General features: G+C 68.7%; 18 protein-coding genes and 4 pseudogenes. 8 read left to right on the top strand and 14 right to left on the bottom strand.

What is annotated here, in order from left to right; all coding sequences use genetic code 11:
• Positions 1-70: 70 nt before the first annotated feature.
• The 4 genes and pseudogenes from OHA19_RS01940 to OHA19_RS01925 form a co-directional block, all read right to left on the bottom strand.
• Positions 71-754 (bottom strand): annotated as a pseudogene (locus OHA19_RS01940) (ATP-binding protein); the annotation flags it as partial.
• Between the two features lie 1,317 nt (positions 755-2,071).
• A complete protein-coding gene (locus tag OHA19_RS01935) occupies positions 2,072-2,755 on the bottom strand; it encodes a hypothetical protein (protein ID WP_331734634.1) in 684 nt (227 codons plus the stop codon).
• Positions 2,752-2,904, bottom strand: a complete 153-nt coding sequence (locus OHA19_RS01930) for a hypothetical protein (protein WP_405749163.1) — start codon at positions 2,902-2,904, stop codon at positions 2,752-2,754. Before OHA19_RS01930 ends, OHA19_RS01935 begins: the two co-directional genes overlap by 4 nt.
• Positions 2,901-3,311: a hypothetical protein gene (locus OHA19_RS01925; protein ID WP_405720602.1), complete on the bottom strand. Its 411-nt coding sequence runs from the start codon at positions 3,309-3,311 to the stop codon at positions 2,901-2,903. The genes OHA19_RS01930 and OHA19_RS01925 overlap by 4 nt, the downstream gene beginning before the upstream one ends.
• An 87-nt stretch (positions 3,312-3,398) precedes the next feature.
• On the opposite strand from OHA19_RS01925, the gene OHA19_RS01920 reads away from it, so the two are divergent.
• Together OHA19_RS01920 and OHA19_RS01915 are read left to right on the top strand one after the other, a co-directional pair.
• Positions 3,399-4,124: a dienelactone hydrolase family protein gene (locus OHA19_RS01920; RefSeq protein ID WP_405720605.1), complete on the top strand. Its 726-nt coding sequence runs from the start codon at positions 3,399-3,401 to the stop codon at positions 4,122-4,124.
• A 74-nt stretch (positions 4,125-4,198) separates the two neighbouring features.
• Positions 4,199-4,501: pseudogene (locus OHA19_RS01915) on the top strand (transposase); the annotation flags it as partial.
• Between the two features lie 114 nt (positions 4,502-4,615).
• Here OHA19_RS01915 and OHA19_RS01910 read toward each other — a convergent pair.
• Positions 4,616-5,467 carry a LysR family transcriptional regulator gene (locus OHA19_RS01910; RefSeq protein WP_405720607.1) on the bottom strand — a complete coding sequence of 284 codons (852 nt, stop codon included), beginning with the start codon at positions 5,465-5,467 and terminating at the stop codon, positions 4,616-4,618.
• An 81-nt stretch (positions 5,468-5,548) separates the two neighbouring features.
• On the opposite strand from OHA19_RS01910, the gene OHA19_RS01905 reads away from it, so the two are divergent.
• Both OHA19_RS01905 and OHA19_RS01900 read left to right on the top strand, forming a co-directional pair.
• Positions 5,549-6,043, top strand: a complete 495-nt coding sequence (locus OHA19_RS01905; protein ID WP_405720610.1) for a cupin domain-containing protein — start codon at positions 5,549-5,551, stop codon at positions 6,041-6,043.
• A 167-nt stretch (positions 6,044-6,210) separates the two neighbouring features.
• Positions 6,211-6,324, top strand: a pseudogene (locus tag OHA19_RS01900) (CGNR zinc finger domain-containing protein); the annotation flags it as partial.
• Positions 6,325-6,667: 343 nt separating this feature from the next.
• On the opposite strand, the gene OHA19_RS01895 reads toward OHA19_RS01900, so the two are convergent.
• Complete coding sequence (locus OHA19_RS01895; RefSeq protein WP_405720613.1) at positions 6,668-7,003, bottom strand: hypothetical protein; 336 nt, start codon at positions 7,001-7,003, stop codon at positions 6,668-6,670.
• Between the two features lie 63 nt (positions 7,004-7,066).
• On the opposite strand from OHA19_RS01895, the gene OHA19_RS01890 reads away from it, so the two are divergent.
• On the top strand, positions 7,067-7,441 hold the full coding sequence (locus tag OHA19_RS01890) for a transposase domain-containing protein (RefSeq protein ID WP_405720615.1): 375 nt from the start codon (positions 7,067-7,069) through the stop codon (positions 7,439-7,441).
• A complete protein-coding gene (locus tag OHA19_RS01885; protein WP_405720618.1) occupies positions 7,414-8,337 on the top strand; it encodes a transposase in 924 nt (307 codons plus the stop codon). The genes OHA19_RS01890 and OHA19_RS01885 overlap by 28 nt, the downstream gene beginning before the upstream one ends.
• Before the next feature lie 173 nt (positions 8,338-8,510).
• Here the strand turns inward: OHA19_RS01885 and OHA19_RS01880 are convergent, their stop codons facing one another.
• From OHA19_RS01880 to OHA19_RS01865, 4 genes are all read right to left on the bottom strand, one after another.
• Positions 8,511-8,792: a hypothetical protein gene (locus OHA19_RS01880; RefSeq protein ID WP_405749160.1), complete on the bottom strand. Its 282-nt coding sequence runs from the start codon at positions 8,790-8,792 to the stop codon at positions 8,511-8,513.
• A gap of 145 nt (positions 8,793-8,937) precedes the next feature.
• Positions 8,938-10,077 carry a GDSL-type esterase/lipase family protein gene (locus tag OHA19_RS01875; RefSeq protein ID WP_405722131.1) on the bottom strand — a complete coding sequence of 380 codons (1,140 nt, stop codon included), beginning with the start codon at positions 10,075-10,077 and terminating at the stop codon, positions 8,938-8,940.
• A 70-nt stretch (positions 10,078-10,147) separates the two neighbouring features.
• Positions 10,148-10,696, bottom strand: coding sequence for a YciI family protein (locus OHA19_RS01870; protein WP_405722134.1), 549 nt, complete (start codon positions 10,694-10,696; stop codon positions 10,148-10,150).
• A gap of 357 nt (positions 10,697-11,053) precedes the next feature.
• Positions 11,054-11,965 (bottom strand): AraC family transcriptional regulator, encoded by a 912-nt coding sequence (locus OHA19_RS01865; protein ID WP_405753188.1) that lies wholly within the window; start codon positions 11,963-11,965, stop codon positions 11,054-11,056.
• 86 nt (positions 11,966-12,051) lie between these two features.
• Here OHA19_RS01865 and OHA19_RS01860 point away from each other — a divergent pair, with 86 nt between their 5' ends.
• Positions 12,052-12,891 carry an NAD(P)H-binding protein gene (locus OHA19_RS01860; protein WP_405720626.1) on the top strand — a complete coding sequence of 280 codons (840 nt, stop codon included), beginning with the start codon at positions 12,052-12,054 and terminating at the stop codon, positions 12,889-12,891.
• Between the two features lie 303 nt (positions 12,892-13,194).
• Here OHA19_RS01860 and OHA19_RS01855 read toward each other — a convergent pair whose 3' ends face one another.
• Positions 13,195-13,653 (bottom strand): hypothetical protein, encoded by a 459-nt coding sequence (locus tag OHA19_RS01855; RefSeq protein ID WP_405720628.1) that lies wholly within the window; start codon positions 13,651-13,653, stop codon positions 13,195-13,197.
• Positions 13,620-13,958, bottom strand: coding sequence for a hypothetical protein (locus OHA19_RS01850; protein ID WP_405720630.1), 339 nt, complete (start codon positions 13,956-13,958; stop codon positions 13,620-13,622). The genes OHA19_RS01855 and OHA19_RS01850 overlap by 34 nt, the downstream gene beginning before the upstream one ends.
• A 427-nt stretch (positions 13,959-14,385) precedes the next feature.
• On the opposite strand from OHA19_RS01850, the pseudogene OHA19_RS01845 reads away from it, so the two are divergent.
• A pseudogene (locus OHA19_RS01845) lies at positions 14,386-15,015 on the top strand (IS3 family transposase); the annotation flags it as partial.
• Positions 15,016-15,085: 70 nt separating this feature from the next.
• Here OHA19_RS01845 and OHA19_RS01840 read toward each other — a convergent pair.
• Both OHA19_RS01840 and OHA19_RS01835 read right to left on the bottom strand, forming a co-directional pair.
• Positions 15,086-15,739 carry an IS6 family transposase gene (locus OHA19_RS01840; protein ID WP_405720632.1) on the bottom strand — a complete coding sequence of 218 codons (654 nt, stop codon included), beginning with the start codon at positions 15,737-15,739 and terminating at the stop codon, positions 15,086-15,088.
• Positions 15,740-15,906: 167 nt separating this feature from the next.
• Entirely contained in the window at positions 15,907-17,649 is a 1,743-nt protein-coding gene (locus tag OHA19_RS01835; protein WP_405720635.1) for an endo-1,4-beta-xylanase, read from the bottom strand.
• Positions 17,650-17,656: the final 7 nt, after the last annotated feature.

Below are 17,656 nucleotides of genomic sequence, written 5' to 3'. Positions count from 1 at the left end.
AGATCTTCTCGAACTCCATCTTGTCCAGCCGGTCCCCACCGCCGCGCAGTTCGCTCTTGGTGGGCAGCGCGAGCGAGGACACCGAGAAGACCAGGGTGTCGGCCGACGAGTCGCGGACCACGGGCAGCGATTCGTCGAACACCGCACGGGCCAGGTCCTTGCGCCTGACCGCGGACAGGCGGCGGGCAGCCATCGCCGAATGGGTGTCACCGGACGCACCGCGGTTGGTGAGCTCCTCGACCAGGACCCGCATCGACGGGTGGGGATCGGCCAGCACCGCCTCGACCGCCTCGGACAACGCGATGCCCTCATCACTCATCGGAGCCAGCCCCAGCAATAGTGTCAGAAAGCTCTCGGTGAAGCGCTGCGCTTCCCGCCCGGTGAAGATCCTCAGCGGGTCGAGGGAGACGGCGGCCTGGTCGTCGATGGTGATGCACTCGGTCTCACCCGGGCATGCCTGTGCGTAGCGGAGCCATTCCTGGCGCGGGGTCCGGTCCACGATCACGGCCCGGCCGCGCCGCGTACCGCCCCGCACCCGCCGGCCCGCGGCGAGCACGGAGTAGACGGCCGACTTCATCGCGGTCGTCTTGCCCGCACCGAGCTCCCCGAGGAATGCGGCGGTTGCCGAGGTGTTCTCCCGCGGGCCGCGCGTCCAGTCCGTCAGTACCGGACGGACCCCGCCGCCGGCCAGCTGCAGCCCGAACAGAGGCCCCGCGGCGTCGCCGAGTCCGCTGCCGGTGAACGGGCCGGCCATCGCGAAGTCCCGTGCCACCAGGTACTGCGCGTACTGGGCCATGACCTGCGGGGTGCGGGTACCGGGCAGCATCCCGTGCCAGAGATTTTCCTGTTCGCCGCGCGGCCGGGCGAAGGTGTACTCGTTGCCGGCGAAGTGCCCGGCGAGCTCCCCGGCCCGCCGCTCGGCCTCCTGCGGGGTGCCGCCCCACACGCACAGGGCGGTCATGGCACGGACCTCGACCTCTGTGCTGGAGGCGGTCAGCCGCTCGCGGTACTCGTCCAGGCTTCCCACCGCCTTGTCGACGCTGGCCGGGACACCCGCGGTCTCACCGTCGTACTCGTTGTACTGGTTGGCGAGCTCGCGCGCCTGACGCCGAGTCTTCGCCTCCGCCTCGGTGCCGGAAGAGACACTCAGGCGCACCACCCAGTCCACCGGGAACGAGAACGCGTCCAGCGACGACAGGTACTCGGACCCCGGGGACGCGAACGCCTCGGGCATCTCGGAAAGGGCGAGCATCACCTGATACGAGGGCCCCCACTCCGTGGTCACCTCCAGCCACCGCCGCGCAAAGGGATTCGCCCGCCCCGCCTTCCGCCGCCCCGCCTGTTGTGCGGTCCGGCCGGAGCCGGCAGCGCCGCCACTCAAAGCCTCTTCTTCGAGCAGGTTGCCCCCCTCGGCGAGCACCACCTGGCCGAGCGCTGCCGCACCCCGGCCCCGGCCCCGCATCCGAGGACCTGCCCCGTCCGGCAGGACTGGTTCGAGAATGCCGCGACGGGCACTGTGCCCGTAGATCCACAAGACCTCAGCAGTCGTCGCCGGACGCAGAGCAATGGCCGACGGCCACACCGACGCCACCCGCTGCGCCTGGGCCAGGCGCTCGTCCTCCTCGCGCGCCGACACCGGCCGCGGCAGCAGCCCCAGCTGCAGGGCAACGTCCGCACGCGCCGCCGCGAAGACCTCCCGCGCCGACTCCCCGCGCGTCATCGGCAGCGGCACCGCCAGCCAGTCCGTACGCCCCGCCAGATCCAGCTGCTCCAGCTGCCCCCGCAACACACCGGTGGCCTGCCGGTACCGGGGAGAGGCCACCAGGTCGATGCCCTCGGCCATTTTCGCGACCACGCTCGCCGGGTCGACGGCCGGACACAGACTCAGCAGCATCGACTCACCCTTGAGCGCCTTGACCAGCGCCTCCAACTGCTTCAGCCGCTGCTCCTTCGCCCGCCGCGACGTGTGAGCGGCATCCGCTCCCGCCACCCGGTAGTCTGCCCAGACCTGACCGTGCACGGTCCACATCATGTTCCCGGCCACATGCCGGATCGGCATCCGCATCGCGGATCACTCCCCTCGCTGCGCCACGGGCGCATCACTCGCGCTGAACTGGTTTTCGCGGCGCCGGGCGGCGAGCAACGCCGCCGCGACCGGCGCCGGCCGCCGGCCAGCCGCTCCACGGATTACGCCGACGTCCTCCTGGGCGACGGCCACAGGGACGGCTCTTGCCGTGGTGCTGCGGCCGACGCCCATCGCACGGGAGGCCGCAGCCTGTGACCGAGCCGGACGGAGCACGGGACGGCCCGCGCTCCCGCTACCTGCTCCGGGCTGCGATGCGGCCCAGGTGACGCTGCACACCCCGATCAAAGCCCGGTGACTGCCCAGCGCCCTGAGCGGACGCCCGCCCAACCGCCCCCCGGACGGCCTCGTCACCAGTGAGGCGGAGCTCGCGGCCACGGCCAGCGGATTACGGCCGTCGACCCGGATGTGGCGCACCAGCAGCGACAACCCGTAGGGCCCACCGAGCGCGATCGCGTAGTTGAACAGCCCGAAATACGCCCACAGCCCTCGCGTCAGCACCAGGCCCGCGAGCGAGACGGCCAAGACCACGATCTGCGGCACCGTGTACGGGCCACCCCAGATCCGTCCCCGCCCACCGGGCCACTTCCCGATCATCAAAGGGTGACGGCGCGCCCGGGTGTAGCACCGGCCGACCAGCACCTCCGGCGACGACTCCGCAGCGCCGCTCATCGCAGCTCACCGAACATCTGCCACACCGTCGCCGCGCTGACGAACACGGCCCCCGAAGCAGCCAGCAGGGAACGGATCTTGGCCCACACGTACGACACGGCGAATCGAGCGAACAGCACCGCCACACACCCGGCCAGGAATCCGTTCATCGCCGGTCACCGGGCACCGGCTCGATGACCCGGACCACCGAGTAACCGGCACCCGCGCTCTTGGCAGTGCCGCTGTCCGGCGCGATTTCCTCGCCCACACTGTCGCGGAACACCGCCGCGTTCATCACCGCGAACCACAGCGCGGCTCCGCCGGCGAGTGCCACGCCGGCGGACACCACCGACTTCGTCTTGGCCCAGGCAGCCACCACTGCCGCGACCACCATGAGCCCCATCACCGACCCGACCAGCAGCTCGGTGATCTTCTGAGTGAGCTGGTCGACGTCGTCGATCGCCCCGGCCTCCCCCGGCGCAAGACCCGGCAGGTCCACCTCCAGCACCGTGCCCAGGGCAAGTGATCCGATAACGCTGCTGCGGGAACGGGGTTTGTGACGGATCTTGTGAGCCATCGCCGCATTTCAGAGGCACTCCCGCGCTGTTCTGCCGGCGGAGAACACCGGCCCGACCGGGCTCGACGATCACTACGGTCCAGTCTCATGACGACGATTACAACGCGCACGGTCGAGTACCCGGCCGACGGCCTAACGATGATCGGGCACCTCGCGCTCCCGGCCGGCGTCGACCGCCGGCCCGCGGTGCTGCTCGGACCAGAGGGTCCGGGGCTCAGCGACGTCGAGCGCCGCCGGGCCGATACGCTCGCCGAACTGGGATACGTAGCGCTGGCCTTCGACGTCCACGGCGGGCGCTATTTGGGCGACCCAGACGAGATGCTGGCCCGTTGCATGCCGCTGCTCGCCGACCCCGACCGGATGCGGGGCATCGGCCACGCAGCGCTCGACGTGTTGCGCGCCGAACCGCGGACCGACCCCGACCGGATCGCCGCCGTCGGCTACGGCACTGGCGGCGCCATCGGGCTGGAACTCGGGCGCGACGGCGTCAACCTACGCGCGATCGGCACAGTCAACGCACTGACCACAGGCCGACCGGGCGAGACGGCGCGCATCCGCTGCCCAGTGTGGGCCGGGGTCGGGTCGGAAGACCCGATCATGCCACCCGCGCAACGGGACGCGTTCACCGCCGAGATGCAGGCCGCGGGCGTCGACTGGCGCCTCGTGGTCTACGGCGGCGCCTTGCACGCCTTCCACCACCCGCCGGTCGACCACACCGTGCGTCCCGGCGTCGGCTACCACCCACGGCACGCGCAGCGAGCCTGGCGCGACGTCATCGACCTGCTCACCGAGTGCCTGCCCGTAACGGAGTGATCTGGTCGGCTCTGTCACGTTGACTGACCGGCCTGGGATGATCTTCTGGTTGGTCGTGCTGGGAGGGGTCGTCCGTGGACAGCGCGCCGCCGTCGTGCAAGGGGCACCGGTACTCGGTGGAGATCATCGCGCACTGCGTGTGGCTGTACTTCCGTTTCCCGCTGTCGTTCCGCGAGGTCGAGGAGCTGATGCTCGAGCGCGGCGTGCTCGTCTCCCACGAGACGGTCCGCCGCTGGTGTACGAAGTTCGGGCAGGCCTACGCCAACGGCCTGGGCCGCCGGCGTGTGCAGCCGGGCGACAAGTGGCACCTGGACGAGGTCTTCGTGAAGATCAACGGTGAGCTGAAGTACCTGTGGCGGGCCGTCGACGCCGATGGCTGGCTCTGTACGCGACAGGGAAGGGACAGCAGATGTTCACCGCTTTGGGAGGCAGTTCCGAGGGCCGCGGCGTTCGAGTTGTTCACGGGATGCGGCAGCGCCGGTTGCCGGTGCTCAGTGGCGGTACGCGGCTGTCGCGATCTCGACGAAGGATCGGATCAACGGGTTGGTGTCACCTTCGTTCCACACCGCGACCACTCGGCTCGGCGTCATGTCGATCAGCGGTACCACGGCCAGCTCTGCGGGCAGGTCGTGTCCTAGCGGGGCCAGGCCGACCGTGCCGTTCCACAGCACGGCCTGCAGGCATTCCTGGACGGCGCGCACCACTGGGCCCTCGCGCGGCCTGCCGCCGTTCCAGTACGACTGCCAGATGGGGTCGGTGCCCTGCGGGAACTGGAACCAGCGGCGGTCGCTCAGCTCGGCCAGCCGCAGCCGGTCGTGGCGGGCCAGCGGATCGTCGGCGCGCAGGACCACGCCGACCGGATCGGTTCGCAGCGCACGCACCGTCAGGGCAGTCTCGTCGAACGGCGCCCGGGTCAGGGCGATGTCGACCAGCCCGGCGCGCAGCCCGCACGTCGGGTCGGTCAGGTCGGTGTCGCGGATGCGGATGTCGATGCCGGGGTGGCTTCGGCCGTAGGCGGCGGCCAGCCTGGATACTCCCGGGTCGGTGCCATCGCCCAGGATGCCGACAGTGATGGTCGCGACGCCGGCCGCTGCGCTCACGCGTACACGGACGCGGTCGGCGTGGTCGAGTAGGGCCCGCGCCTCGTCGAGCAGCACCGTGCCCACCGAAGTGAGCGTGACGCCGGTGGGCGAGCGGGCGAAGAGCAGGGCCCCGACATCGGCCTCCAACTGCTTGATCGCCCGGCTCAGCGGCGGCTGACTCATGTGCAGTCGGGTGGCGGCCCGGCCGAAGTGGAGTTCCTCGGCGACCGCCACGAAGTAGCGCAAGGTCCGTAGCTCCACGCTGCAACGATACCCACGGGGTATCGGCGCTGCGGGATGGGTCTTGGACACTGGCGGGGTTCCGGCGGTGCACTCGTGAGCATGACCGAAGAAGCGAAGACCAGCGAGCCGCAGACCGACCTCGCCGTATCGGTGGTGGGTCCCGGCGACGGCGAGACGATCGTTCTGGGCACCACGCGCATGCGCGTTCTGGAGGACGGCAGCCACACTGGGCACCGCCTCGCGATCGCCGAGTCCGTCCTCGCCCCGCACACCCAGGGACCGCCGCAGCACCGCCACGCCCAACACGACGAGGGCTTCTACATCCTCTCCGGCACCGTGCGGTTCACCGTCGGGGACGAGGACTGCGACGCCACCACGGGCACGCTCGTGATGGTTCCGCCCGGTACCCCTCACACCTTCGCCAACCCGACCGACCAGCCCGCCGTCATGCTCAGCACATTCACCCCCGACCTGTACGTGCAGTACTTCCGAGACCTCCAGGAGGTGCTCGCCGGCGGCCGGCCGCTGACGCGACAGGCCAACATCGACGCGATGAGCCGCTACGCGACCGAGCCCGCCACCGACCTCGCCTGAAGTCGACGGATTGAACGGCTCGGCCGCCCTCCTTTCGACCGCGCGGCCGTGCCACTCCCGTCTTTCGGCGGGTCCGACCCCTCGGACGACGGACCAGGCCTTCTCCAGGGCTCTTCTGGCCATCGACGCAATCGCGTGGCTGGCCCAGCGGCCCGGAATCGAGGTCGTGTGCCGCGCGCTGGTGCTCGATGAAGACCTGCGGTGCCCTCGCCAAGAAGCGCGCCTACCGGGCCAGGACGCAAACACCCGCCGACGGCGAGCAGGGCCGCCCCAAGGGTTGATCACCGAGCCTCGGCGCCCCTGCCCGCACCCGGGTCTGACGACGAGAACCCCCGCAGAGGACTGCGGGGGTCTGGTGCTGTCGTGAGGGTTGCCGTAGCGGCCCTGTACGTGGGTGCACCCTGCCCTGGGTTCGGAGGGCGGGGTGCGGGCTGTCCCGCGGGCAGGAGCGTAGCCGCTACCCGTGATCAGGTGGGGCGGGGCAGGTCGACGGGTCCGGGGCGGCCGGGTGGAGGGGGTTGTCGAAGGTGCGGAAGATCGCTGCGGATGTCTCGGTGCGGCGGGCTGTCCGGGCAGTGTCCGAGGTGCAGGTGCTGGTGCCCTGGGCTCCTCGTGGTTCAGGCATCAACGGGAATCGGCAGTCCGCGAGAATGCCAACAGGAGTGCGAGTGCGAACAGGACCACCGTGACCAGCCACGCAGTCATGCTGTCGGAAGGGTAGAGGGTAATGGCCCACCAGGTGTGGGTCGCGTAGTCATCGGGGTTGTAGACGCGGCCGAGCATGAGGTTGATGTTGAGGAGCATCAGTCCTGCTCCTGCTGCCGTGGCTTCGTTGGCGAGGCGGCGTGTGAGGAGTGCGAGGGCCAGAAGGAGAGTGACGTTGCGGGCGATGTCCATTCCCACCACCAGCCCGGCCGCGTGGGCGAGGGCCGCGGTGAGAATGATGGCACCTTGATCCAATACCGTTAGTTTAAGGTGCCCTTGATGTAGGTGTGATGGTTTGTCAGGTGCGAGGAGAGTTTGGTGCCGGGGGCTCGCGATGTCGTGAGTGTGGGGCTGTTGGCGCGGGTGTATCCGGCGGCGGAGATCGAGCGGGCGATCGCGGCATGCGGGCGGTCCGAGCAGCGGTCCAGACTGCTGCCGGCCCGGCTGGTGTTGTACTTCGTGCTCGGGCTGGCACTGTTCTCCCCGGACCCGTATCTGGAGGTCATGCGCAAGATGACCTTCGGGCTTCGTCAGGTCGGTCTGATGGGGGCCTGGCGGGAGCCGGCCAAGTCCTCGATTTTCCTGGCTCGTCGGCGCCTGGGCTGGGAGCCGTTTCGGGAGTTGTTCGCCGGCTCTGTGGTGCCGCTGGCCGAGCCGTCGGACACGTGGGCGTTCTGGCGGGTCTGCGGCTGATGGCGGTGGACGGCACCTGCGTTGACATCGCCGATACCCCGGCCAATGACGAGGCGTTCGGCCGGCACGGCGGACGGCCCAAGCCTGGGAAGCGGCCCTACAAGCGGGCCGCGTTCCCGCAGGCCCGGATCGTGGGGCTGGTGGAGTGCGGCACTCGCGTCATCGTGGACGCTGCGATCACGGAGTACAGCACGCACGAGACCACCGCGGCCAAGGATCTGGCCCGCTCCATGCGTCCGGGGATGCTGGTCCTGGCCGACCGCGGCTATCCGGGAGTTGGCCTGTGGCGGGTCTGGTCGGCCTCGGGCGCCCAGTTGCTGATGCGACTGGCGATCAAACGCTACAGTCTGGCCCCCGACCAACTCCTGCCGGACGGGTCATGGCTGACCACCCTCTACGGGTACACCGACCGCCGGCACGAGCACGGCATCCAGGTACGCGCGGTCGCCGTTCATCAACTCGAGTACCGCAGAACGCTCTTCGGCCGTCAGGGCCGACGGCTGCATCTGCGGGGCACGTGTTCTGCGTGGTGGTGGGGGCCGGAGCCGACGGTAATGCGTGGCGCGGGAGCGGCCGGTCAGCCGACAGGCGGCCGTGATGCCCAGCTGAACCTCGACGCTGGTGAACGCCTCGTCCACGACAGGGCCGGCGGCAGGCTTCAGTCCGCGCTCTCGGAGATCATTTCCAAGAGCGCGGAAGCTTTTCCCATCACCTCGAGTGCGGCCTTGTTCCGTGCCAGGTCCCTCTGCAACCGCTCCACCTGCTGCCGCAGCTTTTCGTTCTCCACCTCCGCGGCGGACTTCTTCGCACGGGCCGGGCTGGTCCGGCGGTCGACCAGGTTTTCCAGGGCCCCGGCATCCCGGGCGGCCCGCCACTCCTTGACATGCGAGTGGTAGAGCCGTTCCCTGCGCAGGACCGCACCCTTCTCGTTCCTGGGCGCGGCGTCGTACTCGGCGACGATTCGCAGCTTGTACTCCGAGGTGAAAGTGCGGCGCTTCGGCCTCGGCGCCGGCTCGGACCCGACGGGCTCTGTACTGGGCATAAGGGACGGTTCTCCTGTCGTGCCCTCTCAGGCTAACCCCGCAGAACGGGATGTCTCACCCAAGGCTGACAGAGAGGGATCGAAGCCGGAGGTGAGATGGAAGAAGAGGCGCCCGTCCTGGTAGACGATCGGCAGGTCCATTCCGGGCCCGGCCAGCTGTGACTGCATGTATGAGACCGCAAAGCCCTTGGGGAGCCTCAGGAGCTGCGTCCGCTTTCCGTCCGCGGCAGCAAGGTGGAGCACGCCGCTCCCGTCCCTGGTGGGGCCGGCGTTGCTGTAGGCGAAGAGCCCGTTCGCGTCGGCGCGCATGGGCAGCATCCTCTCCGCCCAGCCCAGTGCGGGTCACCCCCACTCGCACCCGATCCCGTCCCCATCGCGGTACCTGCCGTCCGGCGAATGCCCAGGCCAGCGGCCCAGTTCGAAGCGCATTTCGACACCGGAGGTCAATAACAGCTCAGCGGAAGGGACCGTTGGTCGCGAAGGCGTGGGCAGCAAAGCGCTTGCCCATTCGGCGGTACGCGGCGGCGGTGGGGTGAAGGCCGTCGGTCAGGTCGTCTGCCTCGTCCGGGCCGAGCAGCGCTCGTCCGTCGAGACAGTGGAGGTGGGGATCAGACGCCTGTCGTGCCGCAGCGATCCGGGCCAGCTCGGCACGGACCACCGTCAGCGACAGTGCGCCGCCGGCCACATCGGCCGGGTCGCCCAGGGCAGCGATCCTCCCGTCCGGTCCGGTCTCGGTCGGGCCGGGAACCTGTTCAAGGGCCGGACAGCTCACCGGGGAGATCAACAGCAGCGGGGTGTCCGGGTGACCGTCCCGGATCGTGTCCAGAAATCCGTGTACCGCCGGGCCGAACGTCCGCAGCCGGAAGGCGGACAGGCTCACGATGTTGATGCCCACCTTCAGGCTGATCAGGTCGGCGGGCGTGTCGCGGATCGTCCGGGCGACATAGGGATCCAGCAGCGCGTTGCCCGCCTGGCTGAGGTTGATCACCTCCACCCCTCCGAGCGCAGCTGCCACCACCGGCCAGGTCCCGGTCGGGCCGTCAGCCTCGATGCAGTGGCTGATGGAACTGCCGTGGTGCACCCAGCGGCGCCGCCCGTCCGGCAGCGGCGCCAGCACGTCGCCGTCAGCGCGCAGTGCCACCAGTTCCGTAGGGGTCTGCTGCGGAAGCCACAGCTCGACGTTCTTCATACCGGCCGGCAGTCCGGCGAACCGTACGGTCCCGGGCTTGCCCGGGATGAGTCGCTGTACGGCCCCGGGGCCCGCCATCCGCAGCACGTTGCCCACCGGCGCCTGCCGACGCCCGGCCAGGGCACCGTCCACCAACAACTCCAGCATCCCGGTTGGGCGAGGGTGGGGGTCGGCGTCGAGCTGGCCGGTGGAGGTGAGTACCTCGAACTCCAATGCGCGCGCATCGGTGCGGAACACCAACCGCACCCCCGAAGGCATCACGGTCACCCCGTAGACCGACGGGTCCTGGTACTGCTTCTTGGTCCACGCGGGCAACCGGCGCGGCATCACCCCTGCCGCTGTGGTCTCCAGGTCCAGCGCACCCCGTAACTCCACCGGCCCGCCCACCAATGGAACCGCCCGCATCGCCACCATCACCGCTCCTGTCCCAGGTCAATGCGCTCCGGAGATGGCATCGGCCCGGTGCCTCCGTGGTTCATCGACGCCCGCCGAACTCCCAGTCGTGGACCTCGATGTCCGCGTACCGGTCCGGAGTCAGGGCGGCGCGTGCCGAATCCGGGTTTGGGGCCCTGAGCAGCACCGCCGTACCCAGCCATGTGTCGCCCTCGTCGGACAGCAGCGGCCCGTACGCGATCAGCTCGTCCTGGTCGGGCGGCAGGGCGAGGTCTGCGGCCAGGCCCTCGCCGAGGCCGAGCACCAGGTACCGGTTGCCACCGCTCCGGCCACCGGGAAAATCCCACATGGTGCGCCCCAGCACGTTGCGCCACCGGCGCAGCAGCACGTCCCGGTACGCACCGGCCTGGTAGTTGGGCTCGTCGAAGGCGAACGCACGGGCAGCGGCGGGATCGGGCAGATCGACGATATGCACGCTTCCAGTGGGCGTTTCACCATCATCGGCGAAGGTCGGACCGCGAGCGATCAGCTCCTTCGCGTACCGGTCCATGTAGGACCAGTGCTCCTCCAGCAACTCCTCGCGTAACGCGAGGGAGCCCAGCCGGTCACGGTGGTAGCAGAAGTACTCCATGACCACAGACCCTTCCTCACCAAGGGCACCATCTCAACCGGCTTTGTCGCCGAAGACCCCGCGTTCCAAATGAAACAGCATTCCGTCAAACGGCGTAGCCACCACGGCTGCGCGGTCTCAGCCAAGTGGCATGCGCTGCTCTGCAGTCGAGTGACAGAGATGGTCTACATGATTATGTGGCATTCTGCGTATATTTGCATCTCTACTGCGGGTCGTCCAGGGACTTCCGGGTGTCAACTCGAGTTCCAGCCAACTGCTGGCCCCTGCTGGGCAGCAGACGCTTCGGCAACGCCATCACCGTCGAGGGGCCCGGCTCCCGGCTCTTCACCCGTGATCACTACGTACTGACGGGCCTTCTCATTCCCCGAGCTTGGGGGGCGCTGTGATGCGGTGCTGGGTCGGGGTGATGCCGCGGAGGCGCTTGAAGGCGACGCTGAGCGCGAAGGTGTTGGCGTAGCCGACTTGCCGGGCGATCGAGCCGACCGTAGCCTCTGTTTCGCGCAGCAGGTCGGCCGCCAAGTCGATGCGCCACGAGGCGAGGTAGGTCATCGGCGGTTCGCCGACTTGTGCGGTGAAGCGACGAGCCAGCGCAGCGCGGGACACTCCCGACTCGGCCGCCAGGCTCGCCACGGTCCACGGATGGGCCGGATCGTCGTGGAGAAGTCGCAGAGCGTGGCCTACCGCTGGGTCCTTCATTGCGCGATACCACGGCGGCGCGTGGGCCTCGGACTGGTCGAACCAGGTCCGCAGCGTGGAGAGGAGCATCAGGTCCAGTAGCCGGTCACGCATCACCTGCTGCCCGGGTCTGTCCGTGACGAACTCCTGGACCACCAGATCAAGCAGCGGGCAGCGGCCGTCGGCGTCGGGGATCACCAGCACTTCGGGCAGTGCTTGGAGCAGCCGCTCGCTGATCTCGCCGCGGCCGGTGTAGGCGCCGCTGAGCAGCAGGGTCGAGCCGTCCGGGCCGTCGCCGGTCTCATCATCGGTGGCGCGCCTACAGTAATCGGCGCTTTTGATCACTACCTGCGGCGGGGTGCCCGGATCATCTGCGACCGTATATGGCGCCCGGCCGCGGATGATCGCGATGTCTCCGGTGCCGACCGGCACCGGTTCGCCATCGGCGGGGACGATCCACGCCTGTCCGCGCAGCATCGTGGCCAGTGTCAGCGGTGACCCGCTGGCGAACCGTAGGGACCACGGCCCGCTCATGGTCGTCTGCCGGAACAGGGCACCCCGCGCCCTCACTCCGTCCAGCAGTTCAGAGAGCACATCCACACCCCCACAGTAGACGTGCAGACATCGAAGTGAGCTTGGTAGCCATGGACTGTCTCGCGAGAAGTGTCTTGACTGGCCTCATGACCAAGCATCCGATTCTGGTAACTGGCAGCACAGGCAAGTCCGGCAGCCGGGTCGTGTCCCGGCTGCGGGCACAAGGGGCCCCGGTCCGCGTGGCATCGCGCTCCGGTGAGCCGGCCTTCGAGTGGCGCGACCGCACCACGTGGGACTCCGCGCTGGAGGGGGTGCAGGCGGTATACCTCGTGCCGCTCGACGGGCACCTCCTCACTCGCCCCTTCATCGAGCGCGCCGCGCAGCTGGGAGTCGAGCGCGTCGTGCTGCTGTCGGGGCGCGGCGTGGATGTGCCGGGCTACTCCGGCGAAGCCAACATCGCAGGTGCCACACACGTGGACGGTGAGAGCGCGGTGCGCGAGAGCGGTATCGCGTGGACGATCCTGCGACCCGCCTGGTTCGCACAGAACTTCAGCGAGGGCATCTTCCGGGACGCGATCCTTGCCGGTGAACTGAGACTACCGGCCGGGGACGGCGCAGTCTCCTTCGTCGATGCCGAGGATATCGCCGCGGTCGCGGTCGCAGCGCTCACCGAGGACGGCCACGCCGCGCAGACGTACGAACTCTCCGGGCCCCGGGCTCTGACCATCGCCGAGGCCGTCACCGAGATCTCCGAGGCGACCGGCCGCCGCATCCGCTATGTCCCGCTCTCCCACGGTGAGTTCGTCGCCGAACTCGCCGGGCAGGGATGGTCGGCCGCCGAGGCGGAGGACTACGCGGAGGCTGTGAGCCCGATCCGGCGCGGAATGGACAGCCATATCTCCGACGGCGCATGGCGCGCACTCGGCCGACGGCCGCGCGACTTCACCGACTACGTCAAAGCGGCTGTGAGCACCTGGCACGACTGAACACGCAGCTTCGTCAGCGTGATCGTGCCCCCGGTGATCAGTGAGTCGCTCATCTCGGGGAGGCGTTCGTGGTCGCGGCAGTGCCAGCGGGGACTCTGGCATTCCCTTTGCCCAGGGTATGAGCTGGTTCCTGGCGTAGGCGTAGGCGGCCGACGATCTCCGGGTGAAGGAACACCGGCAGGCTGGCGCAATCCACGAACGCGTAGGGACAGTTCAGATACGCGCCAGGCGCTTACATACTGGAGAGAAGGCAAGGGAGTCCGATCGGCCGGCTGGGGGCGGAAACGGCGGGAGCCTCGTCGATCAGCGGACGCGGTTGGTGATCGACGAGGCTCCGTCCGTTTGCCGGTCAGTGGCTCCGCGGACTCGGGCGCGGCGCTGGTGAGGCGGGCCGGCAGCGCAGTGGTGTCCTCCTCCAACAGGTCCCGTCCGCAGGTTTCGCCGATGCGCCAGATGGCGATCGCGGTGAAGTCCGCAGCCCATGGCCAGGGTGGCGAGGGGAGCGCTGGAGACGCCGCCCGAGGCGGAGAGCAGACTGCTGGCGAAGAGCGGGGTGAAGCCGCCGCCGATGAGCGCGGCCAGTCGGTAACCGAGAGAAGCCCGGGTGTAGCGGACCCGAGTGCTGAACATCTCGGACAGTAGCGGGCCCAGCGGTGCGTACATCGCGGACTGCAGCACCTGGCCGAGGACCATGCCGAGGATCAGCAGGGTGACGGACTTCGTGTTGATCAGGGCGTAGAGCGAGAAGGCGAAAACCGACAACCACCCGAGCAGGACATCGCATGAAGACCGCTGCCGTTCCAGAATCCCGCACAGCCGCGGCCCTGGCCGCCCGCCAGGAAGCCGGCGTCGCGCGAGGGGTCCAGATCGACGACGTGGCCGTGCAGGATGTTGTAGAGCTTGGTCTGCAGATCGAACGTGGCCCAGGCCAGGGAAGCCCCGTACCAGTCCATGTAGTTGCGTTGCTCCCATGACCGCAGGCGGCGTTGCTGCCAACAGCTGAAGAGCGCGGCAACCGCCGCACTGCAGACGGCGACGATCGCCGAGACCAAGGACAACGAGTCCATGCATCCCCCGGGGCCACGGTGTCATCATGCGCCGCCAGGTTATGGGACAGCCCTGTCCACGTTCGATGGCGCGAACCGCACAGCCGTGGTCAGCTGACTCGTGACCCGGGCGCAAGACCGGCATCACACCCAGGCACTCACCGATCACTGCGCAGCAATTCGCTCAGCGGCCAGTGGTAAGGGGGACGAATGTGGAACTGCCGGTGGCATCGTCAGCGAAGGCGGGCCCATGCGCCTGCCGTCGCCGAGCGTGGGCGAGGAGCTTGAATCTCGCTCTCCGCTTTTGCCCAGCTCAGCGCGGTCATCGTCACCTGTACGGGAAGGTCGCGGGGTGTGTTCGGGCCGTGGCCAGTGTGCGCACTGAGGTTGATCCTTTGGAGTGGACACCCTGACAATGGATCTTGATGGTCCAGGGAGGGATGTCCAGGTGGGACGCAAGTCTCCGTATCCGGAGGAGTTCAGGAAGGACGCGGTCGCGCTCTACCGCGCCGCGGGCGGCAGGCGCACATACGCGGCGGTGGCGGCGGACCTCGGTATCACCGCCGAGCGCTGCGGACGTGGGTCCGCAAGGAAGACGAGTCGCAGGAACTGCCCGAGCGCCGCGAGGCCGGGGGAGTCCGGCTGAGGAACTGGCCCGGTTGCGGGCGGAGAACGCCCGGCTGCTGAAGGCGGAGAAGGAGTGGCAGCTGGAGCGCGAGATCCTGCGCCGGGCAGCCGCCTATTTCGCCCGGGAGGTGAAGTGAGCCCCCGCCGCTGGGACTTCATCTCCGAGAGTCGCGCCGACTTCGGCGTGAAGCGGATCTGCTGGGTTCTGGGCGTCTCCCGCTCCGGCTACTACCAGCACCGGGCCACTGCAGACGCCCGTGCCGAACGAGCCGTCGAGGAAGAGCGAACAGTGTCGGAGATCCGACAGATCCATGCCGACCACCAGGGCGCCTATGGCGCCCCGCGCGTCCATGCCGGACTCCGCTCCCGCGGAAGAAAGATCAACCGCAAGCGCGTGAGCAGACTGATGAGGATCAACCGCATCGTCGGACGGCACCTGCGGCGCAGGCGTTGTCACGTTGGTGGGGTGTTGATCGGTTGAGGGCGCGTCAGGGCGTGTGGGGGTTGGGTGGGGTCCTGGGTCACGCTGCGGTGGGTGGGGCGGTGGCGCCGGTGATCTGGTCCCGGATCACGAAGCGGACGGTCATCTCGGTGCGGTGGTCGGGGGCGGTCCTCCGGTGCCGGCGTGGCCGGAAGTGGGGTGAGATGCCGCTGAACGCGGCCAGGAATCTCTGAGCTCCTCCGACGCTGCGGAAGCCTTTCATGGCGCGTTCGCGCTGCCTCGTTGGCTGGTGGGAGTTCTCGGCCCGGTTGTTCAGGCCTTTGTGGGAGCGGTGCTCGACCGAGGGCATTACCTCGCGGTGAGCGGCGCCGTAGGAACGGAGCTTGTCCGTGACGATCACCCTCGGCGCGGCCCCGATTCCTTTGAGGAGCCGACGGAAGAAGCGCCTGGCCGCGGCCTTGCGCTGGTTCTGGACGAGGATGTCCAGCACGTTGCTGTCCTGGTCGACCGCGCGCCAGAGGTACTTCTGCTCGCCGTTGATCGTGATGAAGACCTCGTCGAGATGCCACTTGTCGCCGGGACGGGGACATCGGCGGCGCAGCGCGTTGGCGTAGGGCTGCCCGAACTTCAGACACCACCGGCTGATCGTCTCGTAGGACACGATGCAGCCGCGCTGCAGCATCAGCTCCTCCACCTCACGGAATGACAACGGGAAGTGGAAGTACAGCCACACGCTGGGAGATCACCTCGACCGAGTACCGGTGCCCTTGCACGACGGCGGCGTACTGCCCACGGACAACCCCCTTCACCATGATCAACCCGAAGATCATCCCACCCGGTCAGCCAACGTGACAGTGCCCAGCGTGGGTAGGGCCCCAGTGGTCCGGGAGCCCTGATGCCTCACGCCTCGTCAAAGGCCTCGAGCAGGCGCTCGTACGCCAGCTTCGGCCGCAGGGCCGCGTCCCACGGCAGGGAATCGGCCGTGCGCGGAGGATAGATCTTGGTGTCGGCGGTGGAACCGTACCGGTCGGTGAATCCCCATGTGGAGAACGATGTGCAGTTCGGCTCCTCCAGGCAGACCCGCAGCTTGCCCACCATCTCGTCGGCCTGGGTCTCCCGCCCGTCCTCCTCGTCCTCGCCTATGGGGACGTCCATCTCCGACACCCGCGCCTGGACCCCGAGCTCCGCCAGATCCCGCACATGGCTGCGGAAGGTCTCCGGGTCTGTGCGGTCGCCGGGTGCGTACTCATGGTTCTGGAAACCCACGCCGTCGATCGGTACGCCCCGTTCCTTGAGCCTCTTGACCAGATCGTAAAGGGCGTCCCACCGTTCGCCTTCCTCCTCGACCCCGTACTCGTTGAGGAATAGCCGTGCCTTCGGATCGGCCCGGTGGGCGGCCCTGAACGCCTCGTCGATGTACTCCTCGCCCATGGCCTCGAACCACGGGCTCTGCTCGGAGCGCAGACCAAGATCCCCGTTGGTGTAGCTTTTCTCGTCGTCGGACATGGGCTCGTTGACCACGTCCCATTCCGCGACCTTTCCCTTGAAGTGACCGGCGACCGTGGCGATGTGCCGGAGCATGGTCCGGCGCACCTCCTCGGGATCGTCGTTCTCCCGCATCCAGTTGGGCAGAGCCTCGTGCCAGGCGAGGGTGTGCGCATGCACCTTCATGTCGTTTGCGCGGGCGAAGCGTACGAGTAGGTCCGCGTCGCGGAAGTCGTAGATGCCCCGGCGCGGGTGGAGGAACTGTGGCTTGAACGCGTTCTCCGGAGTGAGCATGGAGAACTGGCTCCCCGCGAGCGCCCGGTAGCGGGAGTCGGTGAGCAGCGGGTTCTCGGCTAGGGCGGCGCCGACGTCGAACGGCCGCCCCACATCTGCGGCCCGCGCACGCAGCGAGTCGTCGGACTGCTCCTGGCGTAGCTGCGGCGCGTTGACCACGCGGAGCGAGTCACCGCTCTCTGCCCGCGCGATCAGCTGCGTCAGACGCCATCCCTCGCGACGCTCGTCTTCGTCCGCGTCCGCCTCCAGACCGAACCAGACAGTGCCCTCGGCGAACACCCCCGGGTCCTGCACGGTTCCCAGAAGCCGCCCGTCGGCTTTCACGCGGAAGGTGTCACCGATGCTCGACACGGCGAGCGTCACCGTCCCGGAGCAGCCGCAGTCGAAAACCTTGGAGGTGGCTGGCTCGTCGCCCTCGCCGTCCCATATCTGTACCTTCACTTGTCCGTCGGCGGTCACGCCTACGCGGAGTGAGGGCCGCTCCTGCCGCCACTCGTCGTAGATGATCGGTACCCGTCCGTACAGCCGCAGCCATGAGTCGCCGTCATCGTCGCCCACACCGGACATGCGTGCGGTGACGGTGAAGTCGCCATCGGACCTCAGATGCGGGCCGGCCAGGTTCAGCGGGGGATTGGGCTGGCCGCCGGAGGAGTCCTGCTCCACGATGTGCCGATCCGATGCGCTGACCCGCAGGATGTCGTTCCGCGCGGTGGTGCCTGGCATCTGCGTCCAGTCGTGGTTCCGCAGCAGGTCTTTGTCGTTTCCGCCGTCCGGCCCTTCGGGCTGCCCCGTACACCCGGCCGCCACCGCCATGACGAGCACCACGGCGGTCAGTCGCTGCCACGTCCCCCCGCCAAGGTTCACGATCCCT

It is taken from the genome of Streptomyces sp. NBC_00012, from assembly GCF_045040875.1.
Classification (GTDB): domain Bacteria; phylum Actinomycetota; class Actinomycetes; order Streptomycetales; family Streptomycetaceae; genus Streptomyces.
The sequence above is the reverse complement of the archived record's forward strand: the minus strand, read 5'-3'. Positions and strand labels throughout refer to the sequence as shown.